This is a genomic window from Pantoea sp. SOD02 (assembly GCF_024707505.1).
GTDB classification, from domain to species: domain Bacteria; phylum Pseudomonadota; class Gammaproteobacteria; order Enterobacterales; family Enterobacteriaceae; genus Pantoea; species Pantoea symbiotica.
Genome location: NZ_CP102605.1, coordinates 707,290 through 726,817 on the forward strand (window position 1 = coordinate 707,290; position 19,528 = coordinate 726,817).

The 19,528-nt window shown below is 57.7% G+C and carries 18 protein-coding genes; 5 read left to right on the forward strand and 13 right to left on the reverse strand.

The features are described from left to right. Positions 1–19 precede the first annotated feature (19 nt). Positions 20–1,414 (forward strand): amidase, encoded by a 1,395-nt coding sequence (locus tag NR302_RS22770; protein WP_258145392.1) that lies wholly within the window; start codon positions 20–22, stop codon positions 1,412–1,414. Positions 1,415–1,532: 118 nt separating this feature from the next. Beyond that, positions 1,533–2,480: a helix-turn-helix domain-containing protein gene (locus NR302_RS22775; protein WP_258145393.1), complete on the forward strand. Its 948-nt coding sequence runs from the start codon at positions 1,533–1,535 to the stop codon at positions 2,478–2,480. Here NR302_RS22775 and NR302_RS22780 read toward each other — a convergent pair. From NR302_RS22780 to NR302_RS22810, 7 genes are all read right to left on the reverse strand, one after another. Further along, on the reverse strand, positions 2,469–3,047 hold the full coding sequence (locus tag NR302_RS22780) for an ANTAR domain-containing response regulator (protein ID WP_258145394.1): 579 nt from the start codon (positions 3,045–3,047) through the stop codon (positions 2,469–2,471). The two genes, NR302_RS22775 and NR302_RS22780, sit on opposite strands and share 12 nt — an antisense overlap. Positions 3,048–3,200: 153 nt before the next feature. Continuing rightward, positions 3,201–3,905, reverse strand: a complete 705-nt coding sequence (locus NR302_RS22785) for an ABC transporter ATP-binding protein (protein WP_258145395.1) — start codon at positions 3,903–3,905, stop codon at positions 3,201–3,203. Continuing rightward, on the reverse strand, positions 3,898–4,629 hold the full coding sequence (locus NR302_RS22790) for an ATP-binding cassette domain-containing protein (RefSeq protein WP_154157524.1): 732 nt from the start codon (positions 4,627–4,629) through the stop codon (positions 3,898–3,900). Before NR302_RS22790 ends, NR302_RS22785 begins: the two co-directional genes overlap by 8 nt. Continuing rightward, positions 4,626–5,657: a branched-chain amino acid ABC transporter permease gene (locus NR302_RS22795; protein WP_258145397.1), complete on the reverse strand. Its 1,032-nt coding sequence runs from the start codon at positions 5,655–5,657 to the stop codon at positions 4,626–4,628. The genes NR302_RS22790 and NR302_RS22795 overlap by 4 nt, the downstream gene beginning before the upstream one ends. After that, a complete protein-coding gene (locus NR302_RS22800; RefSeq protein WP_061719130.1) occupies positions 5,657–6,526 on the reverse strand; it encodes a branched-chain amino acid ABC transporter permease in 870 nt (289 codons plus the stop codon). The genes NR302_RS22795 and NR302_RS22800 overlap by 1 nt, the downstream gene beginning before the upstream one ends. Positions 6,527–6,537: 11 nt before the next feature. Continuing rightward, positions 6,538–7,779 carry an ABC transporter substrate-binding protein gene (locus NR302_RS22805; protein ID WP_258145398.1) on the reverse strand — a complete coding sequence of 414 codons (1,242 nt, stop codon included), beginning with the start codon at positions 7,777–7,779 and terminating at the stop codon, positions 6,538–6,540. 280 nt (positions 7,780–8,059) lie between these two features. Beyond that, positions 8,060–9,280, reverse strand: a complete 1,221-nt coding sequence (locus tag NR302_RS22810; protein WP_258145399.1) for a lactonase family protein — start codon at positions 9,278–9,280, stop codon at positions 8,060–8,062. A 281-nt stretch (positions 9,281–9,561) separates the two neighbouring features. Between NR302_RS22810 and NR302_RS22815 the strand changes: the two genes are divergently transcribed. After that, a complete protein-coding gene (locus NR302_RS22815) occupies positions 9,562–10,200 on the forward strand; it encodes a LysE family translocator (protein ID WP_258145400.1) in 639 nt (212 codons plus the stop codon). A gap of 82 nt (positions 10,201–10,282) precedes the next feature. On the opposite strand, the gene NR302_RS22820 is transcribed toward NR302_RS22815, so the two are convergent. From NR302_RS22820 to NR302_RS22835, 4 genes are all read right to left on the reverse strand, one after another. After that, positions 10,283–11,083 carry an inositol monophosphatase family protein gene (locus NR302_RS22820; protein ID WP_008109393.1) on the reverse strand — a complete coding sequence of 267 codons (801 nt, stop codon included), beginning with the start codon at positions 11,081–11,083 and terminating at the stop codon, positions 10,283–10,285. 14 nt (positions 11,084–11,097) lie between these two features. After that, on the reverse strand, positions 11,098–12,159 hold the full coding sequence (locus tag NR302_RS22825; protein WP_258145401.1) for an ABC transporter ATP-binding protein: 1,062 nt from the start codon (positions 12,157–12,159) through the stop codon (positions 11,098–11,100). Continuing rightward, positions 12,156–14,378, reverse strand: a complete 2,223-nt coding sequence (locus NR302_RS22830) for an iron ABC transporter permease (protein WP_258145402.1) — start codon at positions 14,376–14,378, stop codon at positions 12,156–12,158. Before NR302_RS22830 ends, NR302_RS22825 begins: the two co-directional genes overlap by 4 nt. A gap of 127 nt (positions 14,379–14,505) precedes the next feature. Continuing rightward, positions 14,506–15,534, reverse strand: coding sequence for an ABC transporter substrate-binding protein (locus tag NR302_RS22835; RefSeq protein WP_258145403.1), 1,029 nt, complete (start codon positions 15,532–15,534; stop codon positions 14,506–14,508). A 217-nt stretch (positions 15,535–15,751) separates the two neighbouring features. Between NR302_RS22835 and NR302_RS22840 the strand changes: the two genes are divergently transcribed. Next, entirely contained in the window at positions 15,752–16,786 is a 1,035-nt protein-coding gene (locus NR302_RS22840; RefSeq protein WP_258145404.1) for a LacI family DNA-binding transcriptional regulator, read from the forward strand. On the opposite strand, the gene NR302_RS22845 is transcribed toward NR302_RS22840, so the two are convergent. After that, positions 16,744–17,679 (reverse strand): LysR family transcriptional regulator, encoded by a 936-nt coding sequence (locus tag NR302_RS22845; RefSeq protein WP_258145405.1) that lies wholly within the window; start codon positions 17,677–17,679, stop codon positions 16,744–16,746. The two genes, NR302_RS22840 and NR302_RS22845, sit on opposite strands and share 43 nt — an antisense overlap. A 132-nt stretch (positions 17,680–17,811) precedes the next feature. Between NR302_RS22845 and NR302_RS22850 the strand changes: the two genes are divergently transcribed. Continuing rightward, a complete protein-coding gene (locus NR302_RS22850) occupies positions 17,812–18,492 on the forward strand; it encodes an SDR family NAD(P)-dependent oxidoreductase (RefSeq protein ID WP_258145406.1) in 681 nt (226 codons plus the stop codon). 59 nt (positions 18,493–18,551) lie between these two features. Here the strand turns inward: NR302_RS22850 and NR302_RS22855 are convergent, their stop codons facing one another. Next, positions 18,552–19,484, reverse strand: coding sequence for a LysR family transcriptional regulator (locus NR302_RS22855; protein WP_258145407.1), 933 nt, complete (start codon positions 19,482–19,484; stop codon positions 18,552–18,554). Positions 19,485–19,528: the final 44 nt, after the last annotated feature.

The window sequence follows — 19,528 nt, forward strand, 5'->3', positions numbered from 1 at the left end:
CTCACGAGGTAAGGTCACGATGAACAACCTGCATTACAAAAGCTTGCTGGAAATTGGCCGCATGATTCAGTCGGGCGAAATCTCTTCGGTGGAGGTCACACAAACCCTGCTGACGCGTATCGACACGCTCGATCGCGACTTGCACAGCTACTTCTACGTGATGCGCGACAGCGCGCTGCAACAGGCGGCTGAAGCCGACGCCGAAATCGCCCAGGGCAAAATGCGCGGACCGCTGCACGGCGTACCCATCGCGCTCAAAGATCTGATCTGGACAAAAGATGCGCCCACCAGCCACGGCATGATCATCCACAAAGATCGTTACCCAACTGAAGACTCTACCTTGGTGGAGCGCTTTCGCGCGGCAGGTGCGGTGATTCTCGGCAAGCTGACGCAAACCGAAAGCGCCTTCGCCGATCACCATCCTGACATCGCCCGTCCCAATAATCCGTGGGGCAGCGCGCTGTGGACCGGCGTCTCCTCCAGCGGATCCGGCGTCGCCACCGCCGCAGGTTTATGCTTCGGCTCGATTGGCACCGATACCGGCGGTTCGATTCGTTTTCCCTCCAACGCCAACGGCCTGACCGGCATTAAACCGACGTGGGGCCGCGTCACGCGTCACGGTGCCTGTGAACTGGCGGCATCACTGGATCATGTCGGTCCGATGGCGCGTAACGCCGCCGATGCCGCCGCCATGTTGCAGGCAATTGCCGGTCGCGATGACAAAGATCCCACCTCCAGCAGCGAACCGGTGCCGGATTATCTGGCGTTGATGACGCGCGGCATTAGCAAGATGCGCATTGGCGTAGATAAAAACTGGGCGCTGGAGAAAGTCGACGAGGAAACCCGCGCCGCGCTGCAATCGGCGATCGCCACCTTGAGTTCGCTCGGCGCGACGCTGGTGGATATCACCTTGCCCGATACCGAAAAAGCCGCCGCCGAGTGGAGCGCACTCTGCGCCGTGGAAACTGCGCTGGCGCATGAAGACACTTATCCGGCGCAGAAAGATCAATACGGTCCGGGCCTCGCTGGCCTGCTCGATCTCGGTCACAGCGTCACCGCGCTGGAGTATCAGCGCTTGCTGCTCAGCCGTGCGGCGCTGCGCGGCGATATCTCCGCGCTCTTTACTCAGGTTGATCTGATTCTGGCACCGGCCACCGCGTATGCCGGATTGACCTGGGACACCATGACCCGTTTTGGTACCGATCAGGCACTGTTTAACGGCGTACTGCGCTATACCAGTGCATTTGACGCCAGCGGACATCCCACCATCACCTTGCCGTGCGGCAAAACCGCCAGCGGCGCACCGATTGGCTTCCAGCTGGTCGCGGCACATTTCGCCGAAACCACCATGATCCAGGGCGCGTGGGCCTACCAGCAGGTTACCGACTGGCACAAACAGCATCCTGCGTTGTAAATCCGCCGCCTTCACCGCCCCGACAGCATCGGGGCGGTCATTTCACCCGCTCATGGCCTGAAACTTGCTTTAACTCCCTGACTTCCGCCCTTTTTCGCCATGTTTAGGGGATGCTGATATGAAAGAGCTTTTCACCACCGACGATCTCGATAACCGCCATCGCTTCGATGCCTGGCGTGATGCGGTGTGTTCGCGTCTGATCAAAGCCGAAGCGCGCCAGATGCACTCCGGCACTTTTTCCGGCAGCTTTGCCTATTCGATGCTCGGTCACATGGATATTGCCAATCACGTGTCACATACCGCGCTGATGTGGCAACGCACGCCAGAATGCATCCGCCGCCATCCTAATCACGATTTCTATCTGGGCTACGTTTGCGCGGGCAGCGGCACGCTGCGGCAGAATGGCAACCAATCACGCGTCAGCGCGGGCGACGTGGTGATTTACGATGCCGCGACGCCGTTTGATTTTGCCATGGAGAATGTGGCGATCAATATCGTGCATCTGCCACGTCACATCATGGAGAAGGAAGCGCCTGCCACCGCCAAACTGGCGGGCAAAACCCTGGATCTTACGCGCCCTGGCATGGCATCGCTCAAGCTACTTTTACAGGAAGCGTTCGTGTTTAATCCCGACCGCGAGAACCCGTTTCTGGCCGAACAGTTCGCCAATACGCTGCTGAATATGATTTCGGTCAGCGTCAATTTGCAGCACAGCGAAGAGGCGCTGAAGCCGGATCTGTATTCGCGCGTGGTGAGTTTCCTGCGCCACAATCTGCAGGAGCCGGAGCTGTCGGTGGCGCAGATCGCCAATGCGCATCACGTCTCACCGCGCACCATCAGCCGGGTGTTTGCCGCCCACGGCACCACGCCGATGAACTTCCTCTGGCAGGAACGTTTACAGGCGTGTCATCGCATTCTCGCCGAAGGCAAAGCGCGCAATATCACCCAGGTGGCATTGGATCACGGCTTCAGCGATATGTCGCACTTCAGCCTGGCATTTCGCAAAGCCTTTGGTTATACGCCCAGCAGCCTGTTACGGCAGCCGGACGCGCCGCTACTTTTGTAGCGTGGTGATTACGCGCTCCGCGGTGTATTCCATGCTGCTGCGCGTGTTCATCGCTTCGCTGCGCATCAAGCGATACGCCCCCGATTCATCCAGCCCGAAGGTTTGCATTAGCACGCCTTTGGCCTGCGCCAACCTTTCCCCACGCGCTTTACGCGCCTGCTGCACCGCACGCAACCGCTGGTGATGACGCACGGTTCGTAGCGTGCCGATCATCTGCACAATCAAGGCAAACGGATTGATCTCACGCTCGGCGATGGCGTTGGGTTGAAGTTGCAGCAGCAGCGTAAACAGCCGCGCGTTGTGGCTATCCGCCAGCGCGATGATGGGAAGATCCCGTTCGCGCGCGCAGTTGAACAGAGTGGATAAAGGCTGCTGCTGATGCACATCGATCGCCACCAGCAGCAGCTGCGTATCCGCAGGGATTGATGCAGCAGGCGGCCAGCTGTGTTGCGCGTGACAGCCCAACTGCGTCAGCGAGGCGCAAAACGCGCGCACGCTCTGTGAATCAGGATGGAAAATATGCAGCCGGACACCAGAAAGCGTTGCCAGTAATGATTGTTCAGTCATGGTTCACCCTATGCGCATCCCGAATGAGGAAGCCTCACAGTAAGCGAGCGGCTGAATCCGTGCTTTGCTGATGCTGCCGGGTGCTGTGTCAGGGCGGACAAAGATGCGGAGCGGTTTTGTAGGGTGCGCATTCATGCGCACCTTGAATAATGCTCAAACATGAAACCCCAAAAACTGCTCCGCCACGCTGGCACTCGACTGGGTTTTCGGATCGATCTTCTGCACAATCTGCCCCTTCTCAATCACATGAATCTGGTCAGACAGCGCATAGAGAAACTCGATATCCTGCTCCACCAGAATGATCGAAATATCCATCTCATGGCGCAGCCGCCGCAACGTCTCGATGATCTCCTCGCAGATATTTGGTTGAATCCCTTCCGTTGGCTCATCCAGCAGCACCAACTGTGGCTGGCCGCACAGGCAACGCGCCAATGCCAGCAACTGCTGCTCGCCGCCCGATAGCGCACCGCCCGGTTGCGCCAGCAGGCGTTTCAGGCGCGGAAAACATTCCAGCATCTGCTCGATAATCTGCCCGGCGCGGGAGAAGTGTTTCACGCAGCCCATACGCAGATTCTCCTCCACCGTCAGCTGCGGGAAAATCTGTCGTCCTTGCGGTACAAAACCGATGCCCGCCACCGCCCGCTGATGCGCCTGATAACCAGTAATATCGATGCCGTTCAGCGCGATGCGGCCTTGCCAGGCTGGCAGTTCGCCCATAATGGTGCGCAGCAGCGTGGTTTTGCCCATGCCGTTGCGTCCCAGCACGCCGGTGAACGATTTTGCGCCGACAAACAGCTCGGATAAGTTCAGCACCGGAATCTTGTTGTAGCCCGAAACCATCTCTTTTATTTCAAGCATGTTTAATCTCCAGATTGCCGAGATACGCCTCTTTCACCAGCGGATTTTGCGTCACCTCGCGGAAACTGCCTTCCGCCAACACCGCGCCCTGGTTAAACACCGTCACCTGTTGCGCAATCATGCTGATGAACTCCATGTCGTGTTCCACCACCACCACAGTGCTCTGCTGATTGATCGCCTTGATCAGCTGCGCGGTTTTGCGCACTTCCTGATGCGTCATGCCCGCCGCCGGTTCATCCAGCAGCACCAGCTGCGGTTTGGAGATCAGGATCATCCCCAGTTCCACCCACTGCCGCTGACCATGTGCCAGTTCCGAGAGCACCGCATGTTGCAGATCGACCAGGCCGATATCCTCCAGCACTTGTTCAATCGCCGCTGGCAGCGCCGCTTTCGCCAGCTTATTGGCTGCCGCCTGCCACAAGTTTTCCCGCACGCTTAAACCTTCGAACACGCTCGGCACCTGGGTTTTGATGCCAATCCCCAAACGCGCGATTTCCCATGGTCGTTTGCCGGAGATCACCTGTTCGCGATAGCGACACTCGCCGCGCGTCGGCGTTACCTGGCCACTCAGCATCTTGAAGAAGGTGCTTTTGCCTGCACCGTTGGGGCCAATCAGGCAGCGCAACTCGCCTTCACGTAAGGTGAAATCCACCTCTTTCACCGCATGCACGCCGCCAAAACTGACGCCCATTTTGCGGGTTTCCAGTAACACGTTGGTTGTCATTGTTTCACCTCACTGACCTGCGCGCGGCTGGCGGGCGCGGCGGCACGACGCTTGCGCCGCCACAGGCGCTGCAGCGTCGGCAAAATACCGCCCGGAATCAGCAACACAAACACCGCCAGGATTACGCCGAGCACTAAATTGACATCCACGGTTTGCTGCGCGCCCAGCCGCGTCACCATCCACTGCAACAGCACGCAGCTGATCACCGGCCCAAGTAGCGTGCCGCGTCCACCGACAATCACCCAGATGATGATCTGCGCCGACTGACTGATGCTGAATACGCCGGGACTGACAAACGCGCCCCAGTTCACGTACAAACAGCCCGCCAGTCCAGCAATTGCCGCGCCGATGGCAAAAGTCGCCAGCTTATGCGCCGGCACGTTGTAGCCGAGCAATCCGGCGCGCTGCTCGTTCTCGCGAATCGCCACCACGGTTTTGCCAAAGCGGCTTAGCAGCACGAACTTCAGCAAGGCGTAGCAAAGTGCCAGACATCCGGCGGTGACCATAAAGATCGCCTCAGGCGATAAGATGGCATCCGGCTGGAACGGCAGATTAAGCGTCGGCACCGAGGGAATGCCGTTAAAGCCGCCCAGCAGCGCTTCGCCGATGTGATATTCGCTGCCGGAGGTGGAGTTGACCCAGTTAAACAGCACCAGACTTACTGCCAACGTGATAGCGCCGAGATAGACATCGCTGACGCCGCCATAAAAAATCACATAGCCGAGCAGTAGCGAGAACAGCGTTGGCAATAGCACCGCCATTACCACCGCCCAGGTCGAATCGCCCCAGTTGATGGCGCAAATCGCATAGGTATAAGCGCCTAAACCAAAAAACGCCGCCTGACCGAAGCACAAAATGCCGCCGTAACCCCAGATAAATGCCAGGCTGAGCGACAACAAGCCCATCACCAGAAACACCGTCAGTGACAGCAAGGTGTAGAGCTCGATCGCGCCTGACAGCCACAGCGCCACCAGCACCATCGCCAGTGAGGTGACGATAATCTGGATCTTTTCCGAGAACAGTTTCATTACAGCGATCTCCTGAAGAAGCGCCCGGTGATGCCCTGCGGCAGCAAACGCAGCAGCACAATGGCGCTCAGCAACAGCGCAACTGCACCAAACACCGGCGTGGAGAAGTAGGTCACCAGCTGCGAAATGGTGCCGAACAGCGTGGAGGCGGAGAGCGTACCGGCGATGATGGCGCTGCCACCGCCAATCACCGTGATAAAGGCTTTCGCGATAAAGCTGACGCCAATGGTTGGGATCACGCCGGTAATCGGCGCTAACAGCGCGCCACCCAAACCCGATAGCGCCGCGCCGAGCCCAAACGTCAGGCTATAGATCTTGCCCGGATTGCTGCCGAGCGCCGCCGCCATGCGCGCATTCTGCATGGTGGCGCGCGCGCACAAACCTAAGGTGGTAAAGCGCAGCAGCAGCCACAGCGCACCGAGCAAGCCGACGGCAAACACAATCATGAACAGCGAATAACCGCTGGTGCTGTAATTGCCAATGCTGACGCTGGGCAGCGGCGAACTGATGCCCAGCGTGGTGTTGCCGAACAGCATGGTGGCAGCACCGATCAGCGCCAGACTCAGCCCCCATGTCGCCAGCATGGTGTCGATCATCCGTCCGTACAGATGACGGATAATCACGCGCTCTATCACCGCGCCAAACACGCCCACGGTAAGCGGCGCGATCACCAGCATTGAGATCCAGATCGGCACGCCCCACTGATTGGTGGCCAGAATGGCGCTGTAGCCGCCCAGCATCATGAATTCGCCGTGCGCCATATTGACGATTTTCATCATGCCGAACACCACCGCCAATCCAACGCTCATGATCACCAGCACGGCGATGGCATTGAGCACTTCAATGGCGTAGATAATGAACAGATCCATAGCGGCTCCTGTTACAGCTCAATTTGATACTGTTTGGTATCGCGCGGATTTTTCTTCAGATCGCACACCATCGCGGTATCCACCGGCGCTTGATCGGTGAAGGTTTCCAGAATTTTCATCTGATGGTTTTCTACTTCAGCGATATGCACATCCAGCGAACAGTGATGCGTGGCCGGATCGACGCTCAGCTTGCCGCTCGGCGAGGTCAGCGTGACGCCGGACTCCAGCGCCTCAATCACCTTCATGCGATCGATATCGCCCGCTTTGCGCACCCCTTCCGCCCAGATCAACATGCCCTGATAAGCGCCCATCGCGAGGTCGCTGATGTACGGCGTATTCGCGCCGTAACGCGCATGGAATCGCTCGACGAAGGCTTTGTTTTCCGGCGAGGGGATTTCCTGCATATAGTTGGCGGCCACCAGAATGCCGTTGCTCTCTTCCGGTGACAGAATGATGTGTTCGTTGCCGCCGCCAAACACCGTGGAGGCAATCGGGATCTTGCCGCTCATACCGGCCGCATGCCACTGGCGATAGAAGGAGATGTGCGCGCCACCGACCAGCGCTGACCACACCATGTCGGGTTTGGCGCTCTGGATTTTGGAGATCGCTGCGCCAAAATCGGTGACATCCAGCGGGAAGAATTCAACCGCCATCACTTCACCGCCGTTATCGTGCACCGACTTTTTCACCCACGCCGAGACGATTTGGCCGTAGTTATAATCCGCTGCCAGCACGTAGACTTTTTTGCCCCACTTCTTCACCGCGTAAGGCACCAGTTTTTCCACGGTTTGCGCCGGGGTAGAACCGGAAGAGAAATAGTTGCGATCGCACACGCCGCCTTCATATTGCGCCGGGTAAAAATAGAGCGAACGAAAACGATCCAGCACCGGACGAATAACCTCGCGCGAAGCCGAGGTAATGCCGCCGTGCACCACCGCCACTTTATCTTTCAACGCCGCCTGCTGCGCATATTGCGCATAAAGCTGCATGTTGGATTGCGCATCGTAATTAATCACCTGCAACGGGCGACCTAATAATCCCCCTGCCGCATTAATCTCTTCCGCCGCCAAATTAATCGCGTTCGACATTGGCTTGCCGTAGATATCGAGCCCGCCGGATAAGTCGAGAATACTGGCGATTTTAATCGCGTCTTTGCTGTCGGCGGCGAAAGTAAATTTAGGCGCAACGCCCGCTGCCAGGCCTAACGCCGAAACTGCTGAACCCTGGATAAATGAACGACGACTAATAGCCATAGCAACCTCTTGAAAGGGAAGGGTCAAATTGGAGTGTTTCCGGGAGGCCGGAGAGAATAAAAGCGAATCGGCAGACGGCGTTGTCTGCATTAACAAGAGGGTTGCCACATCGTTGGGGCGTTATTTTTTATGAAGCAAGAAGTGGGCCAAATAATTAACAAGCCGCAGAATGCCGTATTTCGGCGATTAATTACGACGTTTCAGAAAAATATGCGCACGGTTAAATGGCAATAAGCACTCATATGGTGCACGGTCGCCATAAATGGCGACCCTACAAAACTCAATTAAAAAACTTAATATCCGTTGGCGTGGCGATCTTCGCCACTTCACCTGCGGCTTTTAACGCACCGGTCTCCACATCGAAATGGAACATCGTAATGTTATTGGTGAACACGTTCGCCACATACAGGTATTTGCCGCTGGCATCAAAGGCGAAAGCACGCGGTTCAATGCCATCCGCTTTGTAGCGCACCGGCGTTCCCAGTGAACCATCCTGCTCAATTTTAAACACCACTAAGCTGTTATCCGAGCCGCGATTAGCCGCAATCACAAACTTGCCGTTCGGGCTAAGGATAATGCCGCCGCCGCTGCGATACTCGGCGCTGCTGTTTTCCGTGTTCAGTTTGACCTTAGTCTGCTGCTCCAAACGATCGTCCTTCACCGCAAACACCACCACTTCACCGGCCATTTCGGTGGTGACATAAGCGTGTTTGCCATCCGGGGAAAATACCATGTGACGCGGGCCAGAACCGGCTGGGAAGGTGACATCGCGCGAGGTATCGGCGACCAGCGGCTGAGTTTTGCCCGCGTGATAGGCATAAGCGTGCAGTTTGTCGCCGCCGAGATCCGCGGCGTAAAGGTATTTGCCATCATGCGTAAAGGTGGTGGAGTGCGCGTGGCCGCTATCCTGACGATCTTTCACCGCACCGCTTCCGCTGGCAAACGGGAAATTCTGCGTCTGCTCGCCGAGCGAACCGTCATGATGAATCGGGAACACCGCCACGCTGGCGCCGCCTTTGGCCACTGAATAGTTGGCGACAAACAGGAATTTACCGTCCGGGCTGATGGTGGCATGCGTCGGCTGCTGCCCGTGGCTATCCACCGCGTTAATCACGCGAACCTTGCCGCTGTGATCAATCGCCAGCGCAGTTACCGCACCGGCGTTCTCTTCATTGGTGGTGTAGGCAAAACGCCCATCGTGCGATTTCACAATCCATGATGGGCTTTTCATTTTGATGAAATCGAGCGGCGTCAGGGTGCCGTCGCTATTGACCTTCAAACGGTACAAGCCTTCGCTGGGATGACCCGGATTTTGCACTAACGGCGCATCCGGGATGCTGGTCCATGTGCCCACTAAGGCCGTTTGGTTGTGATGTTCCGCTGCAGTTGCCATTGCACTTCCCGCTAATGTGAAAACAGCTAGCGATAATGCCACGCTTAGACGTGACGCCAAACCGCCAGACACGGATTTATTGTGATTTTTCATTGTGGTACCCACCATAATCGGAATGTTCTTTATAGAAAGCGTTAGTCGCGTTGGATTTTTTATTGTGATTGCGGTCGATGATGCAGTCCGCTTTACGACTATAGTGGGATTGCTTTGATTCGCGCCGAACGGACGTGATCGTGTTCACATTATCGGGGATTTATCCGCCGTTAGAGCACGATTACCTCCAAACCTGTCAGCCGAAAGACCTCAAATGCGTAATTCTTATTATTACTGCGTTTTCCCGGCATGCTTTAATACAGCTCACTTTTCAAGCCAGGGATGCTGACGTTGCTATGCTGCAGTTTTCAAATGGTTTTCTGCTGAGTTTGTCGTTGTGCCTTGATATCGGTCTCGCCAATATCGCCATGATCACGCTGGCGATGCAACGCGGCTATTTTCACGGTTTTTGGTTGGGGATTGGCACCTGCATCGGTGACTTAATCTATGCACTGCTGGCGCTGGCGGGTATGGCGATTGTGTTGCAGTTCACCGCCGTACGTTGGGTGCTGTGGATTGGCGGCGGTGTGCTGTTGCTGTGGTTTGCCGGAAAAATGCTGTATGCGGCGTTACAGAAGCAGGCTGCACTGCCGGAAACCGAACAGCAACCCTATCGATCGCTGCTGCGCGAGTTCAGTCGGGGCGTGATGCTGGCGATGTCATCACCGACCGCGATTTTGTGGTTTGCCAGCGTCGGCGGTGCGTTGATTTCTCGCATGGGACACGGCAGCGCGGCGGCAACTACATCCTTCCTCGGCGGCTTCTTTATTGCTGGCGTGGTATGGACCTGCGTGCTGTGCCTGGTCGGCAGCATGGGCGGCAAGTTGCTTGGGCAGCGTTTGTTGAAGTATTCCTATCTCGCTTCCGCGTTGATTTTTGTCTATTTCGCGATCTATGTGATTTGGTCGGGTTATCGGGAATTTATTCTGGTTTGATGGGAGGTCGCCATAAATGGCGACCCTACGACGATTCTGCGCGTTTTTGTAGGGTCGCCATTCATGGCGACCTCAACCAACATCACAACCCGGCAATCCGCTTCAAATCCGCTTCCGCACCCGGCGCAACCGCCAGCACCTGCGCGCCTTTCAGCAAACGTTCGCCTTCGGTGTTGAACGGGTGATACCAGCCGCCCGCCTCTTTCACCAGGCAATAACCGGCCAGACAATCCCACGCATGCATATACGGCTCGTAATAACCCACCACGCGCCCGGCCGCGACCCACGCCAGCATCAATGCACCCGATCCAATGCGAATAAAATTCCCGCCCGCCGCCAGCAGCGACGCAAGGATTTTCCCCACTTCATCCGGGCTAACGTGGCTGTTGGCACCAAAACCGGTGACATGATTTTGCAGCGTGCGACTGGCATCCACCTGCAAGCGCTTGCCGTTAAGCGTCGCACCCTGACCAAGAGCGGCGACGTAACATTCCTGATAAGTGGGCGCGAAAATCACGCCAATCACCGGCACGCCGTCGTGCAGCACCGCAACGGACACGCACCAGTTCGGCATGCCGTTAAGGAACGGGCTGGTGCCATCGATCGGATCAACCACCCACGTATAACCCGATGACCCTTCCTGCAAACCGTACTCTTCGCCGAGGAAACCGTCGTCGGCAAACTGTGCGCGAATCTGCTGGTCGATCATCTGTTCCACTTCGCGGTCAGCGCGAGACACCACATCCTGCAAATCGTATTTGGTCTCCACCACTAAAGTGTCGCGCTGATGGAAATACTCCAGCGCCTTCGCGCCGCCGGCGCGTGCCACCTTCTCCGCTAAAATCAGGCGCGATAACAGCGGGTCATTGTCTAATTCACTCATCATCCATCCTTAAATTAACCGGCAATCAGGGCCAAACCCTGAGGTTTAAAATCAATCGCGACGTTCGATGCCAGCGGCAGCTGCTGCTCCATTTCGGCATCGACAATAAATAGCGACCCCAATTCGGTAGCGACTTCATATTCGATATGGTCGCCGAGCCACGTGCTGTGCGTCACTTCGCCGCGCAGTGCGCCCGCGCCTTCTCCGCGCAGCGTAATAAACTGCGGTCGCACCGACAGCTGTGCCGCGCCGGTTTTCAAACCGTTGCCGCGCACGCGATAGCGCTGGCTGCCAAGCCGCACCAGCGCTTCGCTGCCATCAAGCTGCTCCACTTCGCACGGCAGAATATTGGCCTCGCCCATAAAGTCGGCGATAAACACCGAGTTCGGCGCGTGATAGAGACTTTCCGGCGCGCCCTGCTGGGCAATATCACCCTCTTTCATGACAATAATCTTATCGGAGACCGCCAGCGCTTCTTCCTGATCGTGCGTGACGTACACCGCCGTGAAGCCGAGCCGCTGTTGCAAGTCGCGGATATCGGTACGCACGCGGCGACGCAAACGCTCATCAAGATTGGAGAGCGGCTCATCCAGCAGCAGCACCTGCGGCTCCAGCACCAGCGCGCGCGCCACCGCAATGCGCTGTTGCTGCCCGCCGGAAAGCTCGGATGGCAATCGCTGGCCCTGATGTTCGAGGCCCACCAGCTTCAATCCTCCACGCGCGCGGTCCTGCGCTTCACGCTTATTCATGCCCGACGACTGCAAGCCATACATGATGTTGTCGAGCGCGCTCATGTGCGGGAACAGCGCGTAAGACTGAAACACCATCGCCACGTCGCGCTCGTTAGCGGGCAGGTTGGTGACATCTTTGCCGCCAATCAAAATGCGCCCGGTAGTGGGATGCTCCAGCCCGGCCAGCAGCCGCAGCGTGGTGGTTTTGCCGCAGCCGGACGGACCCAGCAGCGTCACTAGCGTGCCCGGCTCCACCGTCAGCGAGAGATCGGGAATTGCATCAAAACCGGCAAAGCGTTTCGAAACGTGTTCAAACACCACAGATCCAGCGGTTACGCGTGTCATACGGCTCTCTCCTGGGTTAAGGAAGTTGAAGCTGGCGGAATTGCCATATCGACCGGACGGGCCACGCGGCGCAGACGCCGTTCGCCCACCAGCCACTGGAACATGCCGATGATCGCTAGCATCACCACAATCAAGACGGTTGAGTAAGCAATCGCCACACCGTATTCGCCGTTTTCCACCAACCCGACGATGTAAGAGGTTGCCATGTTGTATTGCGCGCTCACGAGGAAGATCACCGCGCTGATCGAGGTGATGGCGCGTACGAAGGCGTAGACCAGCGCGGCGCTGATCGCCGGTTTCAGCAGCGGCAGCACCACTTTGCGCAGCGTGCGGAAGCTGTTAGCGCCGAGTGTTAATGAAGCTTCATCAAGACTTTTATCCAGCTGACTCATCGCCGCGATGCCGCCGCGCACGCCAACCGGCATGTTGCGGAACACAAAGCAGGCGACGAGGATCATCGCGGTGCCGGTGATCTCCAGCGGCGGCAGGTTATACGCCATCACATAACTTACGCCGATAACGGTGCCGGGAATGGCGAAGCTCAGCATCAGCAGGAACTCGAAGGTCTGACGACCGGCGAACTTTTGACGCACAATCAGCCATGCGGTGAGCAGGCCGACAATCGCCGTTAGCGGTGCGGCAATCAGCGCGATCTCTAGTGTGGTCCAGAACGAGTTCCACGCCACACCGCTCCACAGCAGATGCCCATCGCTGAAGCTGACGCCGAAGGCGCGCACGTAATGCTCGATGGTCAGCGCATCATTCAATCCCCACGACTGTACAAAGCCGCCGACCACAATCATGCCGTAGATCACCAGCGTGAACAGGCCCCACGGAATCACCATGCCGTAAACGCCAAAGCGCAGCGCGCGCGGCAGCTGCACATGTTTGCCGCCGTCGCCTTTACCGGTGACGGTAGCGAAGTTCTTGCCGCCGAGCCACCAGCGCTGCAGCACAAAGGCCGTCAGCGTGAAGCACAGCAGAATCATCGCCAGCACCGCTGCGCGGCTCGGATCGTTCTGCGCGCCAACAACCGAGAAGAAGATCTCAGTGGAGAGCACGCCGTGGCTGCCGCCCAGCACCATCGGGTTACCGAAATCGGCCATGCTTTCGATAAAACTAATCAGAAAGGCGTTGGCTAAACCCGGTGCCATCAACGGCAGCGAGACGCGCGTGAAGGTGCGCCAGCGATTGGCGCGCAGCGTTTGTGACGCCTCTTCCAGCGACGGACTGACGCCTTCCACCACGCCAATCAGCACCAGAAACGCAATCGGCGTGAACGATAAAACCTGCGCGATCCAGATGCCGGTTAAGCCATACAGCCAGCGGCCCGGTTCGATGCCAAACAGCGCCGCCAGATGTTCCGTCACCACGCCGGAGCGGCCAAACAGCAGGATCAGCGCCAGGCCAATTACAAACGGTGGCGTGATGATCGGCAGAATGGTCAACATGCGCAGCGCTTTCTTAAACGGCAGCGGCGTGCGCGTGGCGGCTAAGGCAAACGCCAGACCGAGCAGCGTTGAACCAGCGGCAGTCATCAGCGCCAGCCACAAGGTGCGCCACGCGGTGCCGCAGGTGCCGCCCGACAAACAGGACAGGCTCCAGATCGACGGGTCCTGAATGTTGCTGATTAAGCCATCCGGCTTGAAGCTGCCGTCCACGTCCTGCACCGACACCACAAACATGCTGAGGACCGGATAGAGTACGAAGATGCTCACCAGCGCCGTAAGCAGCACCAACGACGCCACCACAAAGGCGTCGCCTTTCATCACGCCGCGTTCGGCTAGTGCGAAGGAAAACAGCAGCAGGAAAGTGGTCAGCAACAGCAGCGCACCCGCGCCCATCGCCGGTTGGCCCGATGCGAGCGCGCCGAAGCGATTTTCCAGCCACAGCCAGCTCCAGCCGCTGTAGCCAATGGCGTGGCCTTCAATGATGAGGAACAGTACGCCAAGTGCGCTGAACAGCAGCAGCAAACGGCTGCGCTGCGCGCCCGGCAAGATGCCGCAACCGGCGCACAGCACGAACAGCGCGATGGCAATGGCAAGCCAAGGATGTTCGCCCACTTGCCACAGCGCGGGCGCGTTGGCGCTGTCGTTCCACAGGCTGGTTAACCAGCCGCTGCTGAAGAAACCGGCTTCCAGGCTGAACCACGGCAGCAGCAGTAACGCTACTGCGCCGATGATCAGCGCGCCTGTCAGACGGCGATTATTTGCATTCATCACATACCTCGAATTCGGGTTTTTGTGCGGTGCTTAACCAGGTCGCCATAAATGGCGACCCTACGGGGTATTACCGGGTTTTGTAGGGTCGCCATTTATGGCGACCGTCCCACAAACCGCACCGATCTCACTGCGCGCTGGCACCGATCTCTTTATCCCAACGTCCCAACAACGCTTTACGTTTGGCCGAATCGCCGTAGGTTTTGAAGTCGTAATCAATCAATTTGATGTTCTCAAAGCGCGGCGCGTACTGCGAAATCTCGGCATTACGGTTCGACGGCAGCTGGAAGGATTTGGCCTCTTTCATATGCGATTGCGCTTCGGCGCTCAGCGCCCAGTCGTACCAGACTTTAGCGTTGGCGAGGTTGCGCGCCCCTTTGACAATCGACATCGAGCCAATCTCATAGCCGGTGCCTTCACACGGCGCGACGGTCTTGATCGGGAAACCATCCACTTCCATCGCTACCGCATCGTGCATAAACACGATGCCGACGGTGGTTTCACCGCGAGCCGCCGATTTCACCGGCGCCGAGCCCGATTTGGTGTATTGCGAAATATTGGCGTTAAGCTTTTTCAGGTAATCAAAGGCCTTATCCTCACCCATGATCTGCACCAGCGTTGCCAGCGTGTTGTAGGCGGTACCCGACGAGTTCGGGTTGGCGATCTGAATCTCGCCTTTGAAGCTTGGGTCCAGCAGATCGGCCCAGCATTTCGGTTCTTTCAGCTTTTTCGATTCCAGCAGTTTGGTGTTGTAACCCCAACCGAGCGCACCAGCGTAAATGCCCACCGTGCGGTAACTGGAGTTTTCCGCCTGCTTCTGCGCCCAGTCCTGCTGCTGATCGAGCAGCGGCGATTTGTACGGCTGCGTCAGCCCCTCTTCCGCTGCCTGCATATGTGGATCGCCGGTGCCTGCCCACCAGATATCGGTGCGCGGATTACGTGCTTCGCTGCGCAGCCGTGCATAGGCTTCGCCCGCCGAGAGGCGCACCATGCTGACTTTGATATCCGGATGCGCCTTGCTGAAGATGTTGGTCATGTGTTCGCACACCACCACATCGGCGGAGCAGACCATATTCAGATTTCCCGCCGCCGAGGCGGCAAACGGCAGTGCAGTGCAACAGAGGGATAGCGCGATGGCCATTGAGGTGACTCGCATAGTGTTCTCCTGGATTGTAGGGTTGGTGCTTCATTGGCACCTTTTCTTGCACGTGTGTGCAAAGTAGTAATGAACAAGAAATGTCCTGTCAAACACCACACTGCGCAATTGTTAGTCGATGTCACAAAAATGCAACAAATGAGATCCAAAGCGGTTTGCACAGCTTTGCAATCTGAGGCAGACTCAGTGGCAGCCAGATTGTGAAGAGGTGTTGAGCATGCATCATGAGAAAGCGGTGGTCAGTGCGCAGGATGTCGCTGAGCGCGCGGGCGTTTCGCGCTCGGCGGTATCGCGCGCGTTTACGCCGGGCGCCAGCGTGTCACCGGCGACGCGTGAACGGGTGATGAAGGCGGCGGAAGAGTTGGGTTATCACGTCAATCATCTGGCGCGTGGTCTGGTAAGCAATCGCAGCAGTATTGTCTGCCTGATCGTCTCGGAAATTGCCACGCCCTATCGCGCCAGCCTGGTGCGCTGGCTGACGCAATTTTTGCAGGAAGCAGGCAAAGTGGCGATGCTGATCAACACCGATCGTTCGGATAACAGCGTTTCAGCGGCGCTGCAGCAGGCGATTAATTTCCGCGCCGATGCCTCGATCATTCTCTCCGGCATGCCGGATCGCACCATCACGCGCCAGTGTTATAAGCACGGCCAGCGCATCATTTTGATCAACCGCGATGAAGCGTTGCCAGGTTCGCTTAGCATCAATCTCGATGCAGAGAGCGCTGCACAAACTGCGGTGATGGCGTTTCAGCGCGCTGGTTGCCAGCATCTGGCATTTGCCAATTCGCTGGCGGGCACGCCGAGCCTGAAAAAGCGTGAAGTCGCCTTCGTCATGGCCGCCGAACGGGCAGGATTAACCGTAACTCTCGAACGTTTTGGTACCACCTCTTACGAGAGCGGCCAAATCCTGGCGCACCGCTTGCTAACGCGCCATCAGCGGCCGGACGGCGTGTTTTGCGTCACCGATTTGGTGGCCTGCGGGTTTATGGATGAGGCGCGGCACCGCTTTGCCCTGCGCGTGCCGGAAGATCTCTGTTTAATCGGCTACGACAATATCGCGCAGGCTGGCTGGTCTTCCTACAATCTCACCACCTTTTCCCAGCCGGTTGAGCAGTTCGCGCAGGATGCGGTGAAGTGGCTGATACAAACTGAGCAGGATGAAACCGGCTTCACGCCGCAAGGTGAACAGCAGCACGACAGCTTGCTGTATCAGGCCGATGTGGTGTGGCGCGGTTCAGTGCGCGGCGGCTGACAAACGTGTTTAACCACGCCACGCAGCCAGCGGTGCGCGGCATCATTTTCCAGTCGCGGATGCCACAGCTGTGACACGGTCATTTCCGGCGTGGCGAACGGCAGTTCAAACATCGCTAAGGTAGTGCTGTTTTTGATCAGCGGATGATGCAGAAACAGCGAACGCGGCACTAAGGCGACGAGATCCGATTCCTGCGCCAGCGCCACCGCGCTGGAAAATGCCGGTACCAGCGCCGCGACCTTGCGTGTCAATCCGGCCTGCTGCAACGCATCATGAATCGGCCCACCCAGCTCACCGCGCCGTGACGCCACAATATGACCAAAAGCGGCGAACTGGGCGATATCCAGCTGCTGCGTGAGCGGATGTCCGGCGCGCACCACGCCAACAAAGTCATCGCGAAACAGCGCCTGTAAACGAATCTCCGGGCCCATATTGCCCAGCACGCCAATCTCCAAATCGATGTTGCCTTCGCGCAAATCGCGCGCGCTTTTCTCGGGCTTGGGCACAAAACTGAGCCACGCGTGCGGCGCTTGTTCAGCCACGGCTGCGATCAGCTCGCTGCCAAAGGCTTCGACGAATCCCTCATTGGTGCGCAAGGTAAAACAGCGATCCAGCTGACGTAGATCCAGCGACTGCGCCGTCGGGCTTAACACCGCACGCGCTTCGCGCACCGTGTGATGGGTGCGCTCGCGGAGCGCTTCAGCATAAGGTGTCAGCACCATGTTGCGTCCGGCGCGCACTAACAGCGCATCGCCGGTGGTGGCGCGTAAGCGTCCAAGTGTGCGGCTCATCGCCGATTCGCTTAACCCTAAGCGACGCGCAGCGCCAATCACGCTGCCTTCAATCAGCAGCGCATCCAAAGCAATTAACAGGTTGAGATCGGCATCATTCATGCGGGTTATCCTCGCCGATCGTGCGCATCGAGACAAGGCGTTTGGTGCAGGTTAATACTGTCAATGCTGCGCATTCCGCCTGCCATCAACCGGCGCTACACTCTATCCATCGCAAACACCGAGGAGAACAATATGAACATTTTACTGATTGGCGCATCGCGTGGACTGGGTTTGGCGCTGGCGGAAACTATGCTGCAGCGCGGTTATCAGGTGGTCGCCACCGGACGTGAAAACTCGACCGGGAATTTACAGCAACTGGCCGATCGCTTCCCCGCACAGCTCAGGGTAGAAAGCGTGGATATCAATGAACCCGAACAGGTCAAAGCGCTGCATACGCGGCTGGCGGATCGCCAATTCGATATGCTGTTCGTTAACGCGGGCGTGAAAAATGACGACCGCGAAACCATCGCCGATGTCTCAACCGAGGAGTTTACCCGCGTTATGGTGACCAACGCGCTGAGCCCGCTGCGGGTGATTGAGACTTTTAAAGATTGCGTCACGGCCAGCGGCACCATCGCCGTGATGTCATCCGGCCAAGGCAGTTTGACCAACAACACCAACGGCAATTACGAGGTGTATCGCGGCAGCAAAGCGGCGCTGAATATGTTTATGCGTAGCTTCGCCGCGCGCAGTGGCGGCGAACGCACGATATTGCTGATGGCACCCGGCTGGGTGCGCACCGATATGGGCGGCCCGGAAGCGCGCCTGACCATTGAGGAGAGCATCCCGAATCTGCTGAATGCCATGGAAAGTTACGCCGGACGGCGCGGGATCCATTATCTGGATTATTTAGGGCGCGTGGTGCCGTGGTAAGCGAGCAGGTCGGCATATCGGTCGCCATAAATGGCGACCCTACGGAATTCATGGCGACCTTATCCAATCGGCTTATTCATTATCAACCCACGCAACACATCCCGCAGCCAGAGGTTGGCGGCATCTTCGCTGCGCGCGTTATGCCACAGCAGCGACACTTCATAATCCGGCATGCTCACCGGCACGGGCGCGGCGCTCAGGTCATATAACGCGCACCAGGATGACACCAAACCCTGTGGCACCGTAGCGAACAGCGGCAGACGCTTCAGCAGCATCGGCAGCGCGGAGAAATTCGGCGTCACATAACGCACGCGCCGCGCCATTCCATGCTGTTGCAACTGCCGATCCAGCGCGCTTTCACTTACGCCGCGATACGACACCAGCGCGTGATCGTAACTAACAAACTGCTGCAGCGTCAGAGGCGCATCGAGTTGAATCTGCTCACGGTGCCAAACCGTGCTGAAACCCGCACGCAGGATCTTCTCACGCGTAAGATCGCGGCTGGTTTCGTTGCCGACCGTGATCACCACATCCGCTTGCTGCTGCTCCATCAGCGGAATCGCCTGCCACGGATCGGTGGCAATGACTTTCACATTAACATTCGGCGCCACGCGCGCCAGTTCTGCCAGCAAATCCGGCATCAGCCAATGTTCCAGCCAGTCGCTCATGCCAATGCGAAAACTGTAGCTATCTTCTGCCGCGTTAAAGGGCTGCTGCGTGAAGATCACGCGATGCAGATCCTGCATCAGCGGCGCGAACTGCTGCACCAACTGTTCGGCGCGTGGCGTTGGCGTCATGCCCTTTGATGCGCGGACAAACAGCGGATCGTCAAACATCTCGCGCAGCCGTTTTAACGCCGCGCTCACCGCCGGTTGCCCAAGATAGAGCCGATTTGCCGCCAGCGTGACGCTGCGCACCTCGTACATCACCAGCAACACCACCAGCAAATTCAGGTCGATGCGTGCAAAATCATTTTCGTTGATGCCTTGCATGATTTTAATCGATTTAAATAATGATCTTACCGCCAGTATAGTGA